We start from the raw sequence: 503 nt of genomic DNA, 5'->3' as shown, positions 1-503 counted from the left end.
ACCTGACATCTATTTTTACCTGATGGTTTTAATAAAATTGGATTCATTCTAACATCAGGTTCAATTCCAGCCGCTTCAGCTTGAGTAACTTGTGCTCTCCCCATTTCTAACCCATCTTTTGTTATGTATGAATTTAATGCCATATTTTGAGATTTAAAAGGTGCTACACTATATCCATCTTGTTTTAGTATTCTGCATAACCCAGCAGCCAAAGTACTTTTACCTACATTAGAAGCTGTTCCTAAAAACATTAATGATTTACTCATAATAAAAGTTTCCTTTCCAATTTATATTGTTTTTTAATTGCAAAAAAGACCTATCCACGATGGATAGGTCTTAAAAAAGTATATACTTAACCAATTTTAAAATCCTTCACCCCGAAGACTTTATTTCCATAAACTAGGCAGGTCTCCTGACTCAGCTTCATCCTAGTCCTATTCCTTCCCGTAAAATCACAGTGGTGTCTAATAGTTTCGTCAGCATTACAGTAGCGGGGGCTGCAG

General features: G+C 35.4%; 1 pseudogene and 1 riboswitch. The pseudogene reads right to left on the bottom strand.

The window, feature by feature from the left end:
* Positions 1-266: pseudogene (locus AZI32_RS17785) on the bottom strand (cobyric acid synthase CobQ); the annotation flags it as partial.
* A gap of 118 nt (positions 267-384) precedes the next feature.
* Positions 385-503, bottom strand: a riboswitch (cobalamin riboswitch). This riboswitch is flagged as partial in the annotation.

Source organism: Clostridium sp. ATCC 25772, from assembly GCF_001573875.1.
Taxonomy (GTDB): Bacteria; Bacillota; Clostridia; order Clostridiales; family Clostridiaceae; genus Clostridium_J; species Clostridium_J senegalense.
The sequence above is the reverse complement of the archived record's forward strand: the minus strand, read 5'-3'. Positions and strand labels throughout refer to the sequence as shown.